This is a genomic window from Maribacter sp. LLG6340-A2 (assembly GCF_045057105.1).
In the GTDB taxonomy this organism is placed as follows: Bacteria; Bacteroidota; Bacteroidia; order Flavobacteriales; family Flavobacteriaceae; genus Maribacter.
The window spans coordinates 4,170,815-4,192,356 of the sequence record NZ_CP159332.1; the positions used below are offsets into that span (position 1 = coordinate 4,170,815).

At 36.3% G+C, this 21,542-nt stretch carries 23 protein-coding genes; 10 read left to right on the forward strand and 13 right to left on the reverse strand.

The window, feature by feature from the left end; genetic code table 11:
• Nucleotides 1-15: 15 nt before the first annotated feature.
• Nucleotides 16-609: a TetR family transcriptional regulator C-terminal domain-containing protein gene (locus tag ABVM52_RS17700; protein WP_405382407.1), complete on the forward strand. Its 594-nt coding sequence runs from the start codon at nucleotides 16-18 to the stop codon at nucleotides 607-609.
• A gap of 80 nt (nucleotides 610-689) precedes the next feature.
• Here ABVM52_RS17700 and ABVM52_RS17705 read toward each other — a convergent pair whose 3' ends face one another.
• The gene (locus ABVM52_RS17705) at nucleotides 690-2,318 is read right to left on the reverse strand and encodes a PorP/SprF family type IX secretion system membrane protein (protein ID WP_405382408.1); all 1,629 of its coding nucleotides are present in this window, start codon (nucleotides 2,316-2,318) and stop codon (nucleotides 690-692) included.
• Nucleotides 2,319-2,402: 84 nt separating this feature from the next.
• Between ABVM52_RS17705 and ABVM52_RS17710 the strand changes: the two genes are divergently transcribed.
• Together ABVM52_RS17710 and smpB are read left to right on the forward strand one after the other, a co-directional pair.
• Nucleotides 2,403-2,945, forward strand: coding sequence for a SixA phosphatase family protein (locus tag ABVM52_RS17710; RefSeq protein ID WP_405382409.1), 543 nt, complete (start codon nucleotides 2,403-2,405; stop codon nucleotides 2,943-2,945).
• Nucleotides 2,946-3,033: 88 nt separating this feature from the next.
• Nucleotides 3,034-3,495, forward strand: a complete 462-nt coding sequence (gene smpB / locus ABVM52_RS17715; RefSeq protein ID WP_405382410.1) for an SsrA-binding protein SmpB — start codon at nucleotides 3,034-3,036, stop codon at nucleotides 3,493-3,495.
• On the opposite strand, the gene ABVM52_RS17720 is transcribed toward smpB, so the two are convergent.
• On the reverse strand, nucleotides 3,492-4,133 hold the full coding sequence (locus ABVM52_RS17720; protein ID WP_405382411.1) for a protein-L-isoaspartate(D-aspartate) O-methyltransferase: 642 nt from the start codon (nucleotides 4,131-4,133) through the stop codon (nucleotides 3,492-3,494). The genes smpB and ABVM52_RS17720 overlap by 4 nt on opposite strands.
• 147 nt (nucleotides 4,134-4,280) lie before the next feature.
• Between ABVM52_RS17720 and ABVM52_RS17725 the strand changes: the two genes are divergently transcribed.
• Genes ABVM52_RS17725 through ABVM52_RS17755 form a run of 7 tightly spaced genes read left to right on the forward strand, consistent with a single transcriptional unit; the run spans nucleotide 4,281 to nucleotide 10,477 of the window.
• The gene (locus ABVM52_RS17725; protein WP_405385146.1) at nucleotides 4,281-5,255 is read left to right on the forward strand and encodes a Gfo/Idh/MocA family protein; all 975 of its coding nucleotides are present in this window, start codon (nucleotides 4,281-4,283) and stop codon (nucleotides 5,253-5,255) included.
• Nucleotides 5,252-6,142, forward strand: a complete 891-nt coding sequence (locus ABVM52_RS17730; protein WP_405382412.1) for a 3-hydroxyacyl-CoA dehydrogenase family protein — start codon at nucleotides 5,252-5,254, stop codon at nucleotides 6,140-6,142. Before ABVM52_RS17725 ends, ABVM52_RS17730 begins: the two co-directional genes overlap by 4 nt.
• A 20-nt stretch (nucleotides 6,143-6,162) precedes the next feature.
• Nucleotides 6,163-6,816 (forward strand): YggS family pyridoxal phosphate-dependent enzyme, encoded by a 654-nt coding sequence (locus ABVM52_RS17735; protein ID WP_405382413.1) that lies wholly within the window; start codon nucleotides 6,163-6,165, stop codon nucleotides 6,814-6,816.
• Nucleotides 6,817-6,853: 37 nt separating this feature from the next.
• A complete protein-coding gene (locus ABVM52_RS17740) occupies nucleotides 6,854-8,221 on the forward strand; it encodes an exonuclease domain-containing protein (protein WP_405382414.1) in 1,368 nt (455 codons plus the stop codon).
• 1 nt (nucleotide 8,222) lies between these two features.
• Nucleotides 8,223-9,083, forward strand: a complete 861-nt coding sequence (locus ABVM52_RS17745) for an ion transporter (RefSeq protein WP_405382415.1) — start codon at nucleotides 8,223-8,225, stop codon at nucleotides 9,081-9,083.
• Entirely contained in the window at nucleotides 9,073-9,996 is a 924-nt protein-coding gene (gene miaA / locus ABVM52_RS17750; RefSeq protein ID WP_405382416.1) for a tRNA (adenosine(37)-N6)-dimethylallyltransferase MiaA, read from the forward strand. Before ABVM52_RS17745 ends, miaA begins: the two co-directional genes overlap by 11 nt.
• Nucleotides 9,989-10,477, forward strand: a complete 489-nt coding sequence (locus tag ABVM52_RS17755; protein ID WP_405382417.1) for a gluconokinase — start codon at nucleotides 9,989-9,991, stop codon at nucleotides 10,475-10,477. The genes miaA and ABVM52_RS17755 overlap by 8 nt, the downstream gene beginning before the upstream one ends.
• A gap of 55 nt (nucleotides 10,478-10,532) precedes the next feature.
• Here the strand turns inward: ABVM52_RS17755 and ABVM52_RS17760 are convergent, their stop codons facing one another.
• From ABVM52_RS17760 to ABVM52_RS17810, 11 genes are all read right to left on the reverse strand, one after another.
• Nucleotides 10,533-11,246, reverse strand: coding sequence for a response regulator transcription factor (locus tag ABVM52_RS17760; RefSeq protein ID WP_405382418.1), 714 nt, complete (start codon nucleotides 11,244-11,246; stop codon nucleotides 10,533-10,535).
• A gap of 5 nt (nucleotides 11,247-11,251) precedes the next feature.
• Nucleotides 11,252-12,832: a sensor histidine kinase gene (locus tag ABVM52_RS17765; RefSeq protein WP_405382419.1), complete on the reverse strand. Its 1,581-nt coding sequence runs from the start codon at nucleotides 12,830-12,832 to the stop codon at nucleotides 11,252-11,254.
• A gap of 80 nt (nucleotides 12,833-12,912) precedes the next feature.
• Nucleotides 12,913-13,500 (reverse strand): dephospho-CoA kinase, encoded by a 588-nt coding sequence (coaE, locus tag ABVM52_RS17770; protein WP_405382420.1) that lies wholly within the window; start codon nucleotides 13,498-13,500, stop codon nucleotides 12,913-12,915.
• On the reverse strand, nucleotides 13,497-14,462 hold the full coding sequence (locus ABVM52_RS17775; protein WP_405382421.1) for a hypothetical protein: 966 nt from the start codon (nucleotides 14,460-14,462) through the stop codon (nucleotides 13,497-13,499). The genes coaE and ABVM52_RS17775 overlap by 4 nt, the downstream gene beginning before the upstream one ends.
• A 5-nt stretch (nucleotides 14,463-14,467) precedes the next feature.
• The gene (locus ABVM52_RS17780; RefSeq protein ID WP_405382422.1) at nucleotides 14,468-15,469 is read right to left on the reverse strand and encodes a glycosyltransferase; all 1,002 of its coding nucleotides are present in this window, start codon (nucleotides 15,467-15,469) and stop codon (nucleotides 14,468-14,470) included.
• 54 nt (nucleotides 15,470-15,523) lie between these two features.
• Nucleotides 15,524-16,330, reverse strand: coding sequence for an enoyl-ACP reductase (locus tag ABVM52_RS17785; protein WP_405382423.1), 807 nt, complete (start codon nucleotides 16,328-16,330; stop codon nucleotides 15,524-15,526).
• A 159-nt stretch (nucleotides 16,331-16,489) separates the two neighbouring features.
• Nucleotides 16,490-18,151: a DNA repair protein RecN gene (gene recN, locus ABVM52_RS17790; protein ID WP_405382424.1), complete on the reverse strand. Its 1,662-nt coding sequence runs from the start codon at nucleotides 18,149-18,151 to the stop codon at nucleotides 16,490-16,492.
• A 54-nt stretch (nucleotides 18,152-18,205) separates the two neighbouring features.
• The gene (locus ABVM52_RS17795; RefSeq protein WP_405385147.1) at nucleotides 18,206-19,099 is read right to left on the reverse strand and encodes a DUF4835 family protein; all 894 of its coding nucleotides are present in this window, start codon (nucleotides 19,097-19,099) and stop codon (nucleotides 18,206-18,208) included.
• A complete protein-coding gene (gene coaBC, locus ABVM52_RS17800) occupies nucleotides 19,092-20,297 on the reverse strand; it encodes a bifunctional phosphopantothenoylcysteine decarboxylase/phosphopantothenate--cysteine ligase CoaBC (protein WP_405382425.1) in 1,206 nt (401 codons plus the stop codon). Before coaBC ends, ABVM52_RS17795 begins: the two co-directional genes overlap by 8 nt.
• A 4-nt stretch (nucleotides 20,298-20,301) precedes the next feature.
• Entirely contained in the window at nucleotides 20,302-20,634 is a 333-nt protein-coding gene (locus ABVM52_RS17805) for a DNA-directed RNA polymerase subunit omega (RefSeq protein WP_171017225.1), read from the reverse strand.
• 11 nt (nucleotides 20,635-20,645) lie between these two features.
• A complete protein-coding gene (locus ABVM52_RS17810) occupies nucleotides 20,646-21,473 on the reverse strand; it encodes an outer membrane protein assembly factor BamD (RefSeq protein ID WP_405382426.1) in 828 nt (275 codons plus the stop codon).
• Nucleotides 21,474-21,542: the final 69 nt, after the last annotated feature.

The window sequence follows — 21,542 nt, forward strand, 5'->3', positions numbered from 1 at the left end:
ATAAAACCGTTAGATATGTCTACTAAAGCCGAAAGAACGACCGCCTACATTATTGAGACAGTCGCCCCAGTTTTTAACAAGCATGGGTATATTGGCACTAGTATGAGTGATTTGACCGAGGCCACAAATTTAACCAAGGGTGCTTTATATGGTAATTTTGAAAACAAGGAAGCATTGGCTTTATCCGCCTTTGAATATAACCGTTCCTTATTGTTAGATGCCATTGATGAACATTTAGATGTTGAAGGTACTGCCATGGACAAGATTGGCAACTTAATCGCTTTTTATAAAAAGTATGATGTATTTACCATGACCATGGGTGGTTGCCCCGTACTTAATGTGGGTATAGATGCTCAACATAACAACCGTTTACTAGCTTCTGCAGCTAAAGAAACCATTAAAGAGATTGAAGGTAAAATAGCCTTGGCACTTGAAAACGGTGTCAATAAAGGGGAATTTAAACTACCTGTTACGCCACTACAATTTGCAAAACAATTGTTTACCATAATACAGGGTGCTATTGCAATGGCCACCTTGACAAAAGATCGTAAGTATTTACTAAATACCGTTACCTACTTAGAGTTTCTTATCAAAAGAGAACTTAAATAAAATACGCTTTCTTATTCAAACCTCTTTACTTTATGTAGAACCTTCTTCTAATAATGGACATCATTTTCAATGCCCATTATTTATTCTCCCGTAACTCTAAATATCCAAAGTTTTTCAGTATAAAGTCCATTTAATTTGGAGTCTCTAGCTTGTCTTGCTTCCTTAATGGTGGAATATTTTCCTAAATAAACGTAGTTATATTTATTCAGGGATCTATAGAAAGATTTAGGGTTTAAGCCTTTCTTGCCCATTTCGGACATGAAGGCATCCAAATATTTCTTGGTTCCAAATACGTTGGCAATTAGATAATAACCTGGAGTTAAAGAACCTTGTTTTTCTACCTCTTCATATTTTTCCCCTGCCCTTGGCTGCACTACCTCATTACGGGCCGCTAATTGTTCCGCTGCTACTTTTGCTGCATCTGCCTTTGCTATGGAATCTTGTTTTTGTTGCTGTAGTACCGCTAAGGCTTCCTCCTTGCGCTTAACATCCATTGCAATGGAATCTTGCTTTCTCTTTTGGTTCAATGCCCTAGCATCCGCAAGAGCCTGAGCTTCTTTCGCATTTGCAATAGAATCCTGTTTTCTTCGTAAATCCCTTTTTGAAACCTTGTTTTTGGTTTCTGCTAGTCTGGTTGATTCTTTAATTGAATCTTGTAATCTTTGAGCATTCAACTTTTCTAATTGCTCTTGTTTTTTAGCTTCTCTTTTTACCGCCAGCCTTTCTGCCCTGCTTAATTCGTCCTTGACAAGGTTTTCTTTTTCTTCTTGTTGCGCTATCAATTCTTCCTTACGCGCTTCTTCCGTAGATTGTAATTTACCTAATTTATAAGAGGTAACCAGCTCAAAAGATGGATCTTGACCTTTAAGGTCTTCACTAGTACCCACTTCTACTAGGGCACCTATGGACAATCGCTTAAAAAATCTACCCCCTATACCACCAGATATACCATAAAAACTGTTGTAACCTCCTTGAACCCAATACTTGTTCGTTGTCAACAAGGCCTGCATTCCTATTTGGTTATCCACACCTGGGACCGTTTTATAATATAATGAAGGTCTTATTATGGAACTATCATCTCCGCTTAAAATGGAAACAGGAATATCATAACTGGCCAAGGCAAAAAACATACGATCTCCTGGATCGGAGTTCCGCTCATTTGCACTAAGATTATAATCAAAAAGATTTTCAGAAACCAAACCAATATTAAGCTTATCTACCCTTAGGTTGATCCCGGGAGCCATCTGAATGATAAAATCATTGGAAATAGAGGTCTGTACAGGATTGGGCACAAAAAAACGTTGATCGGCCAGTTTTTGTTGAAATGCGAACAAATTAAGACCTACTCCTAAAAAAACATCATCATTCAACTGAATATTATACGCATAGTTCAATGCAGCTCCCGTATTTAAAAAAATACCTGTATTATGCTGAAAAAAACCAACACCCGCAGCAGAAACATCATTGATTCTTGCCGTATAATTCATAAAAAGCGATGTTGGGTCGGCATCAAAGGTTTGCCATTGCCACCTTGCCCACATTGCAATGGAAGAAGGATTATTACGGCCTAAACTATATGCCGGATTTAATAAACTGCTATTATATTCAGATAGGTTCTGCTGTCTAAAATCAGTAGGCAGTATAACATTCTGCGCCTTTAAACCTAAAACTACAAAACCAATAAGAAGTGTCCCACAGAATTTTTTCATATGCAAAAAAACAAAAAATAGACTATTTATAGTACTATTTTAAAGTAATTTTAGTTATTAAATTAATCCAATAAAATTAATTATATGAAAGTTGTAAATTTTGCTCTCTTATTATTGCTCACCTTTACCCTTTCATGCAAGGAAGAACCAGCAAAGGATTTGACCAATGAAGAAGTTTCCGTTTCTACCTTCTACCTTATTAGGCATGCAGAAAAAATAAGAAGTAATCCAGATGACGCTGATCCAGAACTGAATCAAAAAGGTTTGGGAAGGGCAATGCACTGGGCTGAAATTCTAAACGATGTAGAATTAGATGCCATTTATTCCACAAATTACAATAGAACATCCATGACCGCAGCCCCTACATCGGTCAAAAAAAATATTGATGTTCAATACTATGACCCAAGAATAGTTGATATTGAACAATTTAAAGCGGACAATTTAAATAAGAACGTCCTGGTAGTAGGCCACAGCAACACTACTCCTGAATTTGTAAATTTATTGATTGGTGAAGATAAATACCCGGAAATAGATGACAATGAAAACGGTACGTTGTTTATCGTTCAAATTGTCAATAATATTCCTACGGTCAACAAGCTAATTTTTAACTGTAATTGCCCTGATTAAATAACCTGAATAAATTAGAACGATGTCTTATTTCAAATAATGACAAAATACCCTATATTTTATACTATTGTGCTTATTTTTGCTGACGATGCAAAAGAATATCAACATAAAGAATAAAAAGGCACGGTTTGAGTATGAACTGCTGGATAAATTCACTGCAGGCATAGTGCTGGCAGGTACTGAAATTAAATCTATACGCGAAGGAAGAGCCTCAATTTCGGAAAGTTTCTGCGAGTTCAATGACAATGGAGAATTATTCGTCATCAATATGCAAATAGATGAATACACCCATGCTTCACATTTTAACCATAAACCCAAAGCGGAAAGGAAGTTACTTTTGCAAAAAAGGGAACTCAAAAAATTGAACAAGGAGGTAAAAGCCTCTGGACTTACCATTGTTCCCTTAAATCTATTTATTAACGAAAGGGGTCTGGCCAAGTTACAAATAGCACTTGCCAAGGGTAAAAAACTTTACGACAAAAGAGAGGTTTTAAAAGATCGTGACAATAAACGTAACCTTGACCGTATAAAAAAGAGTTTTAATAATTAGTTCTTATTTTCAAGTAAGGGAACAAACTTAAATGAACCATATTCTGTTTTGGAGAACTCTTTTTCTGTTGTCCTTACGAACAATGTCATTATTTGCTCCTCAAAGCCAATAGGTATCACCAACCTACCGCCTACCGCTAGCTGGGATAGTAACGCCTTGGGCACTTCTGGAGCACCTGCGGTAACAATAATGCGGTCAAATGGTGCGTTTTCCGGCAACCCTTTGTAACCATCACCAAATATGAATTTTTTAGGGCGATATCCCATTTTGTTGAAAAACAAATTCGTTTTCTTAAATAGTTCAAGTTGACGCTCAATGGTATATACTTTTACTTTTAGGTTCAATAATATAGCGGTTTGGTAACCACTTCCCGTACCTATTTCCAAAACTTTATGTCCTTGTTCCAATTGCAACAATTCTGTTTGGAAAGCAACGGTGTAAGGATGAGAAATGGTCTGGTTTGCGGCAATGGGAAAAGCTTTATTTTGATAGGCATGCCCTTCAAAACTGCTATCCATGAATAAATGTCTTGGAATTTGGCGAACGGCATCGAGCACCCATTTATCCGCAATTCCCTTATCAATCAATAATTGCGCCAAATGGTTGCGCATTCCCCTGTGTTTTAAGGTATCTTTCAATGGTAGTTGGTTTGGAAACCAAAGTTAGCAAAGTTCTTTCAACCAACGAAGACCCTGTTCAAAACTTAAGTACCTAATTCATAAATTTGAATTTATGCATAGGATAAAACTACCTAACTATGCGTATTTTTGAGAAAAAAGAAACATATGTTAAAAGTTGGTGTTTTAGGAGCCGGGCATCTTGGAAAGATACACCTAAGACTTCTTAAAGAATCTCATAAATATGATTTAATAGGATTTTATGATGCAGATATTATTAATGGTAATAAGGTAAGTGCTGAATTAGGGTACACTTTTTTTGATAATATCAATGAACTTATAGCGGCTGTGGATGTTGTGGATATCGTTACGCCTACCCTTTCTCACTATGAATGTGCAAAAAAATCTATAGAAAGCGGAAAACACATCTTCATTGAAAAGCCAATTACCCATACCCTTCAAGAAGCGGAATCTTTATTGGAATTGGAGAAAACATATGGTGTTAAAGGGCAAGTAGGACATGTAGAACGCTTTAATCCAGCCTTTACCTCAATAAAGAATACCATTGAACAACCCATGTTCATTGAAAGTCACCGTTTGGCAGAATTTAATCCAAGGGGCACTGACGTTCCTGTGGTATTGGATTTAATGATACATGATATAGATGCCATACTTAGTGTGGTAAATTCAGAGGTAAAACAAATAAATGCCAGTGGTGTTGCCGTAATAAGCCAATCTCCTGATATTGCCAATGCTAGAATTGAATTTAAAAATGGTTGTGTGGCCAATTTAACGGCCAGCAGAATATCCCTGAAAAACATGAGAAAATCTAGGTTCTTCCAAAAAGATGCCTATATCTCAGTTGATTTCTTAGAGAAAAAAGTAGAGGTGGTAAAAATGAAAGATGCACCTAAAGAAGCAGGTGATTTTGATATGATCCTCCAAAATGCCGAAGGAATCAAAAAACAGATCTATTTTGAAAACCCAACCATTGCCACCAATAATGCCATCCTGGATGAATTGGAATCCTTTTCCGATGCTATAAATAATGACACTACCCCGGTTGTAAGTTTACGACAAGGGACACAGGCCCTCAAGGTCGCCCTTCAAATTATTTCATCATTTAACACCACTTCCTTATGAAAACAATTGCCGTTATAGGTGCAGGTACCATGGGTAATGGTATTGCACATGTTTTTGCACAATGCAATTTCTCTGTTCATTTAATAGATGTATCACCAACTGCTTTGGAAAAAGGCCTTGCGACTATTAGCAAAAATTTGGACCGCATGTTGGCAAAGGATAAAATTAAAAGTTCGGATAAGGAAAACACCTTATCCAACATCAAAACCTTTACAACATTAAAAGACGGCGTTGCAAATGCCGACCTCGTGGTAGAAGCCGCAACTGAAAATCTGGAGGTGAAGTTGGGCATTTTCAAGGAGCTGGATGTATTATGTAATGAGAAAACCATTTTAGCATCCAATACGTCTTCTATCTCCATAACCCAAATTGCCGCTGTAACCAATAGACCACAAAAAGTAATTGGTATGCATTTCATGAATCCGGTACCAATAATGCCCCTGGTAGAGATTATAAACGGTTATAGTACCACGCAGGCAACTACCCATACCATCATGGAACTATCTAAAAATTTAGGCAAAACCCCTACAATGGTCAATGACTACCCAGGATTTGTTGCCAATAGGATATTAATGCCTATGATCAATGAAGCTATAGAAACATTACATCATGGTGTTGCGGGTGTACAAGAAATAGATACGGTGATGAAATTGGGGATGGCACATCCTATGGGACCTTTACAATTAGCGGATTTTATAGGGTTGGATGTCTGCCTATCAATATTAAATGTAATGTATGACGGATTTAAAAATCCTAAATATGCACCTTCTCCCCTTTTGGTAAATATGGTTATGGCCGGTAAACTCGGAATAAAATCCAATGAGGGCTTTTACGATTATACCGAAAGTAAAAAAGCGGAAAAGATTGCCGAACAATTCAATTCATAATTTATTTTACAAGATAGTATATGTCCATCAAGCAAAATTTAACAACTATTGTTCAATCGCTACCAGACTGGGTGACCTTGGTTGCCGTATCCAAAACAAAACCAATAGCAGATATAGAACAAGCCTATGAAGAAGGCCAGCGAATTTTTGGAGAAAACAGGGTCCAAGAAATGACCGATAAGTGGCACGCTTTACCAAAGGATATTGAATGGCATATGATAGGACATTTACAAAGAAACAAGGTTAAATATATGGCTGAATATGTAACCTTAATTCATGGAGTGGATAGTCCAAGATTACTTAAGGAAATAAATAAGCAGGCAAAAAAACACCAAAGAACCATTTCTTGCTTGCTGCAAGTACATATTGCAGAAGAAGATACCAAATTCGGATTCGATGAAAGGGAATTATTGGAACTTGTAGATAATGAAGAATTTAAAGCCTATGAACATATTAAAATTAAAGGATTAATGGGGATGGCCACATTTACTGATGACAAAGAGCAGATAAGACGAGAATTCAAAAGCCTAAGTTTACTATACAAGCAACTCAAAAACAAATACCATGATTTTAATATTCTTTCTATGGGTATGAGCGGTGATTATGATATTGCTATTGAAGAAGGCAGTACTATGGTACGTATAGGAAGTAGTATCTTTGGATCACGAAATTAAAAATCAACCAACCTTACAAAAAACTCATCTTTACTGAATGTATGCAATTTTAGATATTGAAACCACTGGGGGTAAATTTAATGAAGAAGGAATTACGGAAATTGCTATCCATAAATTTGATGGTCAAAAAGTGGTGGATAAATTTATAAGCCTAGTAAATCCTGAAAAGGAGATACAGCCTTTTGTTGTCAAATTAACGGGTATTAATGATAAGATGCTCAAAACTGCCCCTAAATTCTATGAAGTAGCCAAAAGAATCATTGAAATTACCGAAGATACCGTTCTAGTAGCCCACAACGCCCAATTTGATTATAGAATCTTAAGAACAGAGTTTAGAAGATTGGGCTATAATTATGAACGTAAAACCCTATGTACCGTAGATTTATCTAAATTATTATTACCAGAGGCAGAATCGTATAGTTTAGGAAAGTTGGTTAGATCTTTGGGTATTCCGGTCAGTGATCGCCACCGAGCAAATGGTGATGCTCTGGCCACAATTAAACTATTTAAACTTTTACTGGCCAAAGATTCTGAAAAAGTAATTGTTAAAGACACTATACGTAAGGAAAGTCAAGGTGAACTTTCTGAAAAGCAATTAGATATCGTTAGAGACCTGCCTAACAAAACCGGGGTATTCTATATGCATAATAAAGATGGAGATATTATTTATTTAAATAAATCCACTGATATTAAAAAGAGGGTGAACCAACTTTTTACAAAAAATGGGGACAAATCTAGAAAACTGGCCAAAGACACTAAAAAAGTAACTTATGAAGAAACCGGTAATGAATTGGTTGCTATTCTAAAGGAACATGAAGAACTTTTAAAAATCAGGCCTAAATACAACGCCATTCCCCGAAAAAGAATGTATTCCCATGCTTTATGTAAAGAAGAAGGTGCAAATGGATATATTACCTTACGTATAAAGCCATTTAAAGAATGTAAAGAGCCACTAGGACTGTTCAATGGTGTATTTAGCGGCAAAAATCATTTATTTAAAATTACCCAAGAGTTTCAACTTTGTGAAAAGCTAAATGGAATTAGTGAAGCGCGGTCCAATTGTTCCAATTATGAATCAGGTTCTTGTCTAGGAGCCTGTATTAATAAAGAACCGGTAGAAATTTATAATCAGCGTGTTTTGGCTTCTATAGAAAAGTACAATCTTGCGCAGAAAAATGTGGTATTGTTAGATAAGGGACGAGAAATTGGGGAACAAAGTGCTATCTTAATAAAAAATGGATCTTTAGTGGGGCTAGGCTTCTATGACCTAAACCATCAAATAAATAATATTCATATCTTGGAAAACCTAATAACCCCAATGAAGGGTACTAGGGATGCTAATTTTCTTATTGAATCTTATTTAAGAAAGAAAAAAGTATTAAAAAAATTGGAGCTAAACTATTAAGTTGAAAGAGGAAGACAAATTATCACCTTGGCAGAACAAGCTACATGAAATTATTTATGAAGCGGATACCCCTATGGGTAAACTGTTTGATATTATCCTGTTCATACTCATTATTTTTAGCATTATCCTCATCATGCTGGAAAGTGTTAAAAGTATAGATCAAGAGTATCACAGGGTTTTATTAATTTTAGAATGGGTAATTACCATTTTCTTCACTATAGAATATATTGCCCGTATCATCTGTATTAAGAAACCATCTAAATATATTTTCAGTTTTTACGGCATTATCGACTTTTTATCTACTATACCATTATACCTTTCTTATATTTTTGCGGGATCCCAAGTTTTATTGGCCGTGCGGGCATTTAGACTTTTAAGGGTTTTTAGAATATTAAAATTAGTACAATTTTTAGGGGAGGCTTCCCAACTCAAAAATGCATTAAAGGCCAGTAGGGCAAAAATTACCGTCTTTCTTTTTGCCGTTTTGATCGTTGCCGTCATGATGGGTACGCTCATGTATATGGTTGAAGGAGACGAAGCAGGGTTTACCAGTATACCAACCAGCATTTATTGGACCATAGTTACCCTGACCACTGTAGGCTATGGAGATATAGCCCCTATTACCCCTTCCGGACAATTTATTGCAACTATAATTATGCTATTAGGATATGGAATTATTGCCGTACCCACAGGTATTGTTACGGCGGAATTTGGCAGACAGACTAGGGACAAGACAGGAAATTTAAGTCCTGGCAAATATATACACGTTAACACTCAGGCCTGTCCGTCATGTACCAAAGAAGGCCATCGTGATGATGCCACCCATTGTTATAATTGTGGAACGGTATTAAATGAAGAATAAAACACTGATTTCAGTTACCGGACCAACGGCCATAGGTAAGACCAAACTTGCCATAGCATTGGCAAATCATTACAATACGGAAATTATTTCTGCAGATTCTAGGCAGTTTTTTAAAGAAATGAGCATTGGCACCGCAGTACCCACAACTAGCGAGTTAACCCAAGCCAAACATCATTTTATTCAACATAAAAGTATATTGGAAACTTATACGGTTGGTGATTTTGAAAGGGATGCGCTACAGCTTACAGAAGCTCTTTTTAAGACCTATGATGTGGTTGTTATGGTTGGTGGCAGCGGCTTATATGTAAACGCGGTTACAGAGGGTTTAAACGAATTTCCTTCCGTATCCCCAAATATTCGGTTGAAACTTAATAGTGATTTAGAAAATAAGGGTTTGCACCATCTACAGGAAACCTTAAACGAATTAGATCCGGAATATTTTTCCAAGGTAGATATACATAATCCACAGCGGGTAATAAGGGCATTGGAAATTTGTATTGGTAGTGGCCAGCCCTATTCGTCCTTTATCAATAAACCTAAAAAGAAAAGAAATTTTAATGTCATTACCGTGGGACTAAAGGCCGATAGGGAGATTATTTATAATAGGATAAACGAAAGGGTTGATTTAATGATTAAAGAAGGGCTATTGCCGGAAGCTGAAGCACTGGTTCCCTACAAATCCTATAATGCATTACAAACCGTTGGTTATAAAGAATTGTTCAAATATTTTGAAGGAGAATGGACTTTAAATTTTGCCATAGATGAAATTAAAAAGAATACAAGAAGATTTGCAAAAAGGCAACTTACTTGGTTCTTAAAAAACAATAATACCCATTGGTTCAATTATGACGAGAAACTTGAAACAATATTTCATAAAATTGATGATGAACTAGCAAATTTAACTCATGAATAATCCACAAATATTATATGTCATGGGTGTTTCAGGTAGCGGAAAAACTACCATAGGCACATTATTGGCGCAAAAAATCAATATTCCTTTTTTTGATGGTGATGATTTTCACCCCGCATCCAACATAGAAAAAATGAGTAAAGGCATCCCTTTAAACGATACTGACCGCCAAGGTTGGCTGGAACGTTTAAATGAACTTGCCTTAGAAAATAAAGCTACGGGCGCCGTAATTGTTTGCTCCGCATTAAAAAAGAAATACAGGCTAATTCTAGGCGACCAATTAGCGGGACTACATAAATTTGTTTACTTGGAAGGTAGTTACCAACTTATTAATGACCGGCTGAACAAACGGGAAAATCATTTTATGCCAAAAGGTCTGCTACGCTCACAATTTGATACGCTAGAGGTTCCCAATAATGCCATTATCGTATCTATAGACCAATCTCCTAACGCCATTGTTGAAGATATTATCAAATTATTATAAATGAAAAAGCATCCCGTTCAGGATGCTTTTTCATTTATATATATCTTAAAGCTTTCTACTCGCCTTCATTCTTTACGACCAAACGGAAACCTTCACCGTGAATATTTAAAATTTCTACCGTTTCATCAACTTTTAAATACTTACGCAGTTTTGCAATATACACATCCATACTACGAGATGTAAAGTAATTATCGTCTCTCCAAATTTTGGTCAGTGCCAACTCCCTAGGCATTAAATCATTTTCATGCAAGGCCAACAAACGCAAAAGTTCGTTTTCTTTTGGTGATAATTTAATGGCTTCATTATCCTTATATTTTAAAAACCTTAGTTTAGAATTTAAATGGAAACCACCAATAGTAAATTCAAACTTCTTGCTATCTGCTAAACCATTAGAGGCTTTACGTTGTAAAATTGCCTTTAACTTCATTAACAACACTTCAGAATCAAAAGGTTTGTTCAAATAATCATCCGCTCCAGCCTTGTATCCTTTCAATACATCTTCTTTCATGGTTTTGGCCGTAAGAAATACAATAGGAACATTTTCATTCTTCTCCCTTATTTCCTTTGCCAGTGTAAATCCATCCTTATAAGGCATCATAACATCCAGAATACAGATATCAAAATTATCCTTCTTGAACTTTTCAAATCCCTCCATTCCATTCTTTGCCAACGTAACATCAAAGTCGTTCATTGACAAATAATCTTTCAATACAATTCCAAAATTTGGATCGTCCTCAACTAAAAGTATTTTCTTATTTATTGTTTCCATAATATTTATATTAACGGCAGTTTGATGTAAAATGTACTTCCTTTTCCTTTTTCGCTCTCAGCATAAACTTCGCCTTGATGATCTTCAACAATTTTCTTAACGTATGCAAGCCCTAAGCCATGTCCTTTTACGTTATGTATATCACCGGTATGTTCCCGATAAAATTTCTCAAAAACTTTTTTAACAACGGCTTTGCTCATACCGGCACCCTGATCTTGCACCTTTATGATTATATAATTTTTTGCCCGTTCCGTAAACACATCAATTTTTGGTGCATCATTGGAATATTTAATGGCATTGTCCAGCATATTAACGATTACATTGGTAAAGTGCATTTCGTTTGCCAAAACTTCTGAGCGCTCAGAATTTAAATGGGTGTGGATATAACCTCCTCTATCCGCAACTATTAAATCTACATGGGTTATTGCATCTTCTATAATTTCATGCACGTCTACCCTATCCTTGCTAATATCTAACTGGTTTTTCTCCAATTTTGATATCCTTAGCACATTCTCTACCTGTGCATGCATACGCTTATTCTCATCACGTATCATCTGTAAGTAGCGTAAAACCTTTTCCTGGTCCGCAATAATTTTTGGATTTCGGATAGCTTCCACTGCCAGATTTATTGTTGCAATAGGTGTTTTAAACTCATGCGTCATATTATTGATAAAGTCCGTTTTAATCTCAGAAATCTGTTTTTGTCTTATCAATTGATAAATTGCACCGGCATAGGCCACTACTATAATTATCGTAAACAATAAGGACAAAAGCGCCAAACCTAAAATGGACTGTACTAAAAATCGTTTCTTTTTTGGAAAGGAAATCAATAGATCAAAATTAGAAATCCCTTCAAAGTCCACGAACATAGGAGATTTATATACATTGTTCTCCGCATACTTGAATTTGGAAGATTTCACCTTGGTAGGTAACCCATTGCTGTACACTCCGTATTCAAAAGCAATATCAATACCCCTGTTCTCAAGTTCTCGCTGTAACAAGAGCTCTATCTCTTGTTTGGAAACCCTTTTATGTATGGCCACCCTTTTGGCATGAACCATGAACATCTCCTCCATTGCGGCCTTCTCCATTTTGTTTAGACCACCGATTTTCTCTATACGCTGAATTGGGTTTAAACGAAATCTGTTGCCTTCTAGGTCAAAATCTTCTTTCCAGATTGTAGTTTTTCTTCTACTGGTCAAATTTTTAATAATGGTGGTATCACCACCATCACCGTTATCAAAGAACGTTGATGAAATACCATAATCCTCTTCCAAAATACCGTGCTCGTACAGCATTATTTCATTAGAGTTGGCATCTCTGTCAATAAAGAAAAAATTAGTTAGCTGTGTACCCTTAAGTTCACCTATACTATCCTTTGCATTTAAATATCTGTCGAAATAGTCTTTAGTCTCTCTTTCTGATATTTTATTGGTGACACTGTTCAGGGCTTCAGAAACACTATTGGAAAATTGCTCTTCCTTGTTATCTATGGATTTTTTTATCCAAAAACTTTGAACGAAAATCAGACCAATAAGCGAAAGGCTCATTAAAACTATTAAGAGCACAAATAACTTTTTGTTCATTGGAGCATAAAATTAAAGATTTAACAGATAGACGATTGTACGTTTAACCTAACCTTAACAAAAATGTTAAAATTGGGCTACTAGTAGTAATTTGCAAGGATACGCTCATGTAGGTCTAAAACTTTTTGAGCGGTTTGGTCCAGGTCAATGTTTTCAATTATATAATCTGCCAGTTTAATTTTTTCCTTGTCGTCCAGTTGATTATTAATTCTAGAAAGCACCTGTTGACGTGAACTTTCATCCCTTTTTAAAATACGTTCTATTCGCAATTCTGTTGGAGCGGTCACAAGAATTACCGCATGGTATAAATCTTGTGCGTTATTCTCGAACAACAATGCCGTTTCCTGTATAACATAGCCGAAAGACTGCTTTTTGGACCATTTTAAAAAATCTTTTCGGACTTTTGGGTGCACAATAGCGTTTAATTTTTCAAGCAGTAATTTATCCTTAAAAACCTTTTCCGCTATAAAAGTCCTATTCAATTCCTTTTCTATATAGGCCTTTTCGCCAAAGAGTTCTATTAACTCCTTTCTTATTTTTTTTGAGGAATTCATTAATTTCTTGGCTCGTATGTCCGAATTATAAACCGGTACACCAAGTTCTTGAAACATCTTTCCTACCGTTGTCTTGCCGCTACCTATACCACCTGTTAACCCTATTATAATCATTGCCTCCTTAAAATAAATTCTACTTCATTGGCATTCATCTGTGCATTATGCAAAGACCTCGGAAAGCGCTCCAATAAAATTGAAAGCCTATTTTCCGTTTCTTCACTTACCTTGGAATAATCTGCTATTATAGCAAAGTCTGATGTATCTAACTCTTTAAGGTCTTGTATAGTGCCTTGACAACGCACTTGAACAATCTCTGGAAACGTACGCACTTTAACACCCTCAGGCACATTAATTACCGTTACTGGAATATCCATAACCTGTTCCGAAAATTTTACCACCTTACCTTTAACCTGCACTTTGGTACTTGAAAGTGTAATACCATTCAAATTTTCTGGAACATTAAGCGGTAGCTGCTCAGAAAAAGAATTCGATAAACTGTTTAATTGTAACAGATTTGTTTTAATAACGTTAATAGTATCAATTTTACTTTTTGGTCCTGTTAGTTCAATAGAATCTGGCACTATATGAATTTGTCCTTCAAGAGTATGATTGGTTGCATAGGAAATATCCAATAGAGCAACCACGGGTATTTTCTTTGTTTCCAAGGAAGTAAAATCAAAATAGATAATATCACTATCAAAATCAGTTAAGGTACTATAGTTATTAAGTTGATCCTCTAGCTGAATTCTGATTTGATCAGAGGTTAAATAATAAAGTGAATCTTTCTGGACCATTTTACTCACATCCAAATTAATATGCTTAGGCCTTAAGTGATACCCTAAAAACTGAAAACCGGCAGCAGTAAGTCTTACCTGAATTTCATTTTTGGGGGGTGTTGCCAAAAGATATTTTGAAGGCACATTAATATAATTGATATAAAATGTAGTATTACTGGTATATGTTTGCGATAATTTATTGATAAACCAAGCCAATGAAGCACATAACAGGAACAAAAGAAAAACCTTTACTTTTCTTTTTTTCAACCCTGTTCGTATCCATTCTATTAATGGTTTCATTAATTCTATTTAAAAAACAATTTTGGAAATAATTGATGGGCTTCCTTATTACTGAACGCCAAAGAAACTGTAGATTTTAAAAACCCGTATCCGTATCCTATAAACTGTACCCCTGTTGCAAATAAGGCCAAAACGGAAACCAACATATTTTTTGTCTTCCACAGTGCATCCAACCATAAAATACTAAAATAAAGTATATAGCAAAATATGGGCAAGAATATTCCCACACATGCTCCTATTACAGCAAGAACTAAACCTAAGGTAAACAAGGTTGGAAACCAATATGTAAGCTTTCTGGTTTCTGGGTGCCATTTGTTTAATATCGGTCTTACCATACCAAATTTATTAACCTGGGTATAAAACTTTTTCCAATCTATGCGTCTTTTGTGATAAACAAAAGCTTCTGAAATTAGTTTTGTTCTATACCCTTCATTCCAAATACGAATGGTTAAATCTGGATCTTCCCCGGGATGAATTTTACCATAGCCCCCAACTTTGGTAAAGACCTCTTTGGACAAGCCCATGTTAAAACTTCTAGGTTGAAATGTATCAACGGCTTTTTTACCACCACGTATACCACCAGTAGTCAAAAACGAAGTCATGGCATAATTTATGGCTTTTTGCACATCTGTAAAAGATTCATGTGCAGCATCTGGACCTCCATAACAGTGTACAAAATCCTCTTGTAAACTTTTTTCCGCCTCTATCAAATATTGCGGCGGTAAAATACAATCAGAATCCAGAACAATAAAGTAATTGCCCTTGGCCCTATGCATTCCAAAATTTCTAGAATCTCCGGGCCCGGAATTTTCCTTATTATAATAAGAAATAGTAAGGACATCTTTAAATGTCCCTACTTCTTTTTCAGATGAGATGGTAGAACCGTCCTCAACGATTACAACCTCAAAATCCTTGTTATAGGTCTGTAAAGTTAAGCTCTGTAACAATTCCCTTATTTCATTGGGTCTATTGTATACGGGAACGATAAAAGAAAACGATAATTCCATTATTACTTTCCTCTAATGAATAGGCTCCAAAAAAATTGGAATTTTAAAACCTGATTAAAATTTCTCTATTACCTCTTGACTAACCCCGGTATTGGAGAAGCCACCATCATGGAAAAGATTCTGCATGGTCACTTTTTTTGTTAAGTCTGAAAATAACGTTACCGTATAATCAGCACAATCTTGAGCAGTGGCATTACCTAGTGGAGACATTTTTTCCGCATAACTTATAAAGCCATCAAAACCTTTTACTCCCTGCCCTGCAGTTGTTGCCGTTGGCGATTGCGAAATGGTATTCACCCTCACCTTTTTTTCCTTGCCAAAGAAATAACCAAAACTTCGAGCAACCGATTCTAAATATGCTTTATTATCCGCCATATCATTATAATCCGGAAAAGTACGCTGTGCCGCCATATAGGTCAATGCAACAATACTTCCCCATTCGTTCATGGCATCTGCCTTGTACAATGATTGCATTACTTTATGGAAGGATAAAGCGGAAACATCCCACCCCTTAGCCGTAAAGTCATATTTTTCATCCGTATAGGCACGACCTTTACGAACATTTACAGACATTCCTATGGAGTGTAGTACAAAGTCAATTTTTCCTCCCAATATCTCAACGGATTTTGCAACCAAATTATCCAAATCTTCAACACTGGTAGCATCTGCCGGGATAATTTCTGAACCGGTCTTTTTGGCCAACTCGTCTATTTGACCCATTCTCATGGCAATTGGGGCATTCGTCAATACAAAAGTACCTCCTTCATCATGCACAGTTTGCGCTGTTTTCCACGCAATGGAATTTTCATCCAATGCTCCAAAAATAATTCCCCTTTTACCTTTCAATAAATTATATCCCATGTTCGTAGATTGTATAGTTTAGTTATAGTTCAAAGATATCCAAAATATGTTAAAACCTAATTGCCGGCTTGTCTAAAAACCACAAATTGAACTTTAAAATTTTATGCTGAAAAGCCCTGATAATATTTAATGCTCAAATTGATCAATAAACCCAAAAACTTATATAGAGGCACCCAATAATTGTTTTGCATGGGCCAAGGCAGAATCTGAAACATCCTTACCGCTTAACATATGGGCCAGTTCTACCACACGCTCATCTTCTGACAATTTTTTCAAATTGGTCATGGTACGTTCTTCCCCTTCTGTCTTAAATACTTTAAAATGATGGTTTCCCTTAGAAGCTACCTGTGGTAAATGGGTTATGGAAAAGACTTGCAGATCACTGCTCATTTCCTTCATAATGTCAGCCATCTTGTCTGAAATCTCGCCTGACACCCCTGTATCAATTTCATCGAACATTATTGTAGGTAACTTTTCATATTTGGCTAAAATGGCTTTTATAACCAACATAATCCTAGATAGTTCCCCTCCTGATGCTACTTTTTTCAAATCACCGTAATTGCCTCCCCTATTTGCCGTAAAAAGAAAATGAAGCTCATCCATACCCGTTGTTGTAAATTCATCTGTGGCACTAAGGTCTATTTGAAAAGATGCACTTGGCATTCCCAGTTGGGCAAGGTTAGCCCCTAATCTTGACTTTAACTCAGGAATAATTTCTTTTCTCTTTTCTCGCAATACTACGGCCTGTTCCTCTAAAGTGGACCGCATGTCTTGCACCTCTCTGGTTTTTAAGGCTATTTTTTCATCTAAATGCGCGGTTTCAAAAACCTTGTCGGCCAGGTTATTTTTTATTTGTATTAGCTCTGAAACATCATTGACATTATGTTTTTTAAACAAGCTATAGAGTAGTTGAAGTTTTTCACTTACCTGTTCTAGTGCTTCAGGGTTTGGTTCTACCCCTTCCTGTATATGCTGCAGTTCTGTGTTGATATCATCCAATTCTATCAATACTGATTGCACTCGCTGAAAAAGCTCCTTATAATTTGAACCAAAATCAACCAATTTTGAAAGTGATTGGCGCATATCCGTAACCAATGGTAATACACCCATCTGCTCATCATTGAACAACTGATCCCCCTTGGATAATTGTTCCATGATCATTTCAACATTGTTCAACTGTTCATACTCTTCTTCAAGTGATTCTAAAATACCCTCTTTCAAAGGTGCTTTTTCCAATTCTGACAAAAGAAACGTATTGTAATCTTGCTCTTTATTGGCATTAACTTGCATTTCTGTCATCCGCTCCAATTCAGCCTGCGCCTTCCGGTATGCCTTTAATCCTTTTACATAGGCAGCCAAGCGTTTTTGGTTATTGGCCAAAGCGTCTACCAATTTCAACTGAAACTCATTTTCCGTAAGTTGCATGGTCTGGTGCTGGGAGTGTATATCTATTAGATTTTCACCCAGAACAGTCAAAACACCTAATGTAACCGGAGTGTCGTTTACAAATGCCCTAGATTTTCCACTAGGCAAAATCTCACGCCTTATGACTGTACTCTCCTCATAATCCAAATCATTTTCCTGAAAAAAATTCTGGAGTCCGTAGGGTTCAATTTTAAACGTACCCTCAATAATGCACTTTTGGTCTTTAACCCTTAAGGAACTCAAATCTGCGCGCTTGCCCAATACTAAGGAAAGACCGCCCAATAATATGGATTTACCAGCACCGGTTTCTCCAGTTATAACGGTAAAACCTTTATCGAAGCTTACTTCCAAGCTATCGATCAATGCATAATTTGTAATAGAGAGGGTTGAAAGCACGTATCGGAATTTTAGAACTACAAAGGTAATCTATATTCCGTTTTGAAAAAAGGTTCAATATTTAATATCGTTCCATGTAGATGCGTATAATGGAGCAATCTTATTAAGGGTTTCCTTTAGCTTTACGATATCAACTTTTGGTCCGTCTGAAAATATATTCAATATTTCTTCTGATTTGGCATCAAAAAAAGTAGATATCAGAAAAGCGTTTGGCCTTCTATTGATCATTGTTTGAAACAAATTCATGGTGCCCGCAATTACCTGTTTGCCCGCACTATTATTGTCCGGCATAATATCTAGCCCCTTTCGGTGGTAATTGTACATAGCTATACGATACTCCCTATACGTATTGGACAACAAATTATCTACCAATTCAAATCTGCTTCGGTTAGAATCTGCAGATTGGCTCCAACCAGCAGAGTTACTGCCTTGGGCCATAGTTACTATATTCTGTGCTTTTCTGTAATATTCCGTACCGCCTTCCAATGAAAATGTGTCCGCATCCAATCCTATAATGATATAGGCATAGTAAGCAAGTACGCTGACTAAATTGGATTCAAATTGATTATCATTAAAAATTAAAGGCTGAAATTCTATATACTGAAAATTGAACTGATTGTCCTTGTAATTAAAAATAGGCGATGAATATGACGTGTTATAAACAGGTCTTGAAGATTGGATCTGAATATTACCTTTAAATCTATTTGACTCATATTCCGTTATGGTAATGAACATTTGTGCGTTGATGCGTTCATTTTCCTTAAAAACCCTATTGGTCCATTTTGTCTTATTGATAAAATCATTTAACGATCGCTCCAAGGTTTTGAACACTTGCAAATCTCCTTGGGACAACTGATCGGAATTTACGGTAACGGTACAGTTTAATTCTTGAGCACTTACCGCTACAGCCATAAAACAGCCAACCACTAGAAAAACAAACTTACGCATATCGCCTCTTGATAATTTCATTAAAAATATCGACCGCCACTTCTGCCTTGGTCTTTAGTTCAAACGCAGTTATCGTTGAATTGGTATCTATAAATGAAATTTTATTGGTTGTACCACCAAAGCCCGCACCTTTATCCTGTAAAGAATTTAGAACAATGGCGTCCAAGTTTTTACGCTTCAATTTTCCAATAGCATTTTCTACCTCATTTTGGGTTTCCAAAGCAAAACCTACTAGATACTGTTCCTTTTTTTGTTTTCCAAGAGACATTAGAATATCCACGTTCTTTACCAATTCCAATGTTAGGCTGCTATCTGACTTTTTTATTTTTTGCTCCGCAACTATTTTAGGTCTATAATCCGCTACGGCAGCAGCGCATATAACAATATCAGCATCCTCAAAATATAATTGCGTTTGCTCATACATTTCGTCTGCGGAGACCACATGCATCAACTTTATATTATCATGTTGAATGTTATGCTTTGTAGGACCGGTAACCAAATACACTTGCGCACCCAGATTGGCCGCAGTCCTGGCCAGCTCAAAACCCATAAGTCCAGTAGAATGATTACCTATAAACCGTACGGGATCAATAGCCTCATAGGTAGGACCTGCAGTAATTAGGACCTTCTTACCTGAAAGTGGTGCATTTTTGTTCAATTGACTCTTAATAAAGCCAATAATCTCCTCGGGTTCTGCCATTCTCCCTTCTCCATGCAACCCACTAGCTAGCTCCCCACTTGTTGCGGGTATAATATGATTACCAAAAGAGGACAAGATATTCAAGGAACTTTTAGTACTGGGATGTTTATACATATCCAGATCCATGGCCGGTGCTAAATAAACCGGACATTTAGCAGAAAGGTAGGTAGCCAGCAGGATATTATCACAAGTTCCGGAAGCCATTTTGGCCATGGTATTTGCGGTAGCCGGAGCAATGACCATGAGATCTGCCCAAAGCCCAAGTTCTACATGATTGTTCCAAGCCACACTATTCTCCTCAGATTTTACAAAGTCTGAAATAACCGCATTTTTGGATAATGTGGCCAAGGTTAGCGGAGAAACAAAAGAGCTGGCACTATCGGTAAGGATGACCTTAACGTTAGCGCCAGCTTTTATGAACAAACGAACTAAGAATGTAGTCTTATAAGCAGCAATCCCTCCGGTTATGCCTAAAAGGATGTTTTTGCCGTGCAACATATTCTTAGGCGTCTTTTTCTGTATTTCTATGATATATTTTATCCATTAACCACTCCTCTACAGCCATTGCGTGAGGCTTTGGTAATTTTTCGTAGAACTTGGAAACCTCAATTTGCTCCTTATTTTCAAAAACCTCCTCTAGGCTGTCGCTGTACGTAGCAAATTCTTCCAGCTTTTCCAAAAGCTCCTTTTTAATCTCAGAATTTATCTGAACGGCACGTTTTGCTGTAATGGAAATAGCTTCATAAATATTCTCGGTAGGCTTATCAAATTCATTACGGTTAATAGTAACGGTAGATACAGCAGCTTTAGAGTTTTTTAAATCGTTCATATTCATAATTAAATTATTTACTTTGATTCAACGTCTTGTTTTTGAAAACGTTGTAATTCCTTATCTATTTTTTCCAAGAGGTTAGTTGCTTTTTTATCATACTTAGTCTCTGGATATTTCTTTTTCAGTGCCATATAGGCAGCCTTGGCCTCATTCAATCGTTCTTCCTGTAAACTTTCAAAACTGTTCATGGCCATATGGGTAAGTGCATCCATCTTAATGAACATGGCATCTTCCCTGTAAATAGACCCTGGATTGTCAGACACAAAATTATCACTTGCGGTAATCGCAGATTTCAACATGTCCAAATTAAATTCTCCCAGTTTATTGTATTGCTTAACGATTTCAAAAGACTTGCGCTCCTTCTTAACCGTAAGTTCCTTTGCCATAATATTTGCTTCCGCAAAATATTCAGAATCCGGATAGGTATTGATAAAATTCTGAAGCTTTAACAAGGCCTTATCCGTAGCGCTTTGATCTAACGAGTATTCAGGAGAAAGTTCATAAAAGCTTTTGGCTCCTAAAAAAGATGCCTCTACAACTTTATCACTTTTAGGATATGATTTTATAAAACGTTCAAATTGATAACCGGCCATGTTATAATCACCTCTCTCAAAATAACTATTAGACAAGAAGAACATAACTCTCTCCCCTTGAGGTTTACCAATATATTTCGGCGCTATTTGTTCGTACAGACGATTGGCTCTTTTAAAATCGCCCTCCGCATAAAATTTCTCTGCCAAATCATACTTTGCTTTTATATCATCATTCTTAAGTACTTTTTGGTACTCGTTACATGATTGTAAAGCAATGGTAATCAACAGTATTGGGAAAATTCTCCTCATATTAAAAAACATTTTGCAAAATTAGTGATTATCAATGGATTTAAAAAACATTTTAAATCAATAAAAATA